The sequence below is a fragment of the Rhizobium sp. SRI_017 genome (assembly GCF_057586295.1).
The window spans coordinates 1-757 of the sequence record NZ_JBYCZP010000080.1; the positions used below are offsets into that span (position 1 = coordinate 1).

Annotated in this window: 1 pseudogene; it reads left to right on the forward strand. The window is 60.0% G+C overall.

The features are described 5' to 3' along the window. Positions 1 to 757: pseudogene (locus AC2YI2_RS35100) on the forward strand (IS630 family transposase); the annotation flags it as partial.

Genomic DNA, 757 nt, shown 5'->3' on the forward strand with positions numbered 1-757 from the left:
TCACTGTTGACCGAAGATCAGCGCACAGCCCTGGCACAGGCCATCGAGCGCGGCCCCACGCCTTATCTGGTCGGCGTCGTTCGCTGGCGTCTGTGTGATCTGGCCCAGTGGATTTGGGAAGAATTCCGAATGTCGGTGAGTGAGGAGACCCTGGGTCGCGAAGTGCGTGCCATGGGCTACCGCAAGCTCTCGGCTCGCCCGAGGCATCATGCGCAGGATGCAGAGGCGGCTGAGGCATTTAAAAAAACTTCCCCGCCGCTGTGGCAGAAATCGCCGCCGGTCCCGCCAAGGGCAAAGTGATCGAAATCTGGTTCCAGGGCGAGGCCCGGATCGGTCAAAAGAACAAGATCACGCGCCGCTGGGCCAAGCGCGGATCGAGGCCCTCAGCGCCGCACGATCAACGCACACGTTCGGCTTACATCTTCGGCGCGATCTGCCCAAAACATGGCAGGGCGGCTGCCCTCGTCATGTCCCGGTGCGATACCCATGCCATGAACCAGCATCTGATCGAGATATCCCGCAACGTCGCAAACAACCCACACGCCCTCCTCATCATGGACCAGGCGGGATGGCACATGTCCAACAACCTCGCCGTCCCCGAAAACATCACCATTCTGCCCCTACCGCCCAAATCGCCCGAGTTGAACCCCGTCGAGAATATCTGGCAGTTCATGAGGGACAACTGGCTCTCAAACCGCGTCTTCAAGTCCTACGAGGATATCGTCGACCATTGCTGTTACGCTTGGAGAACGCTGCA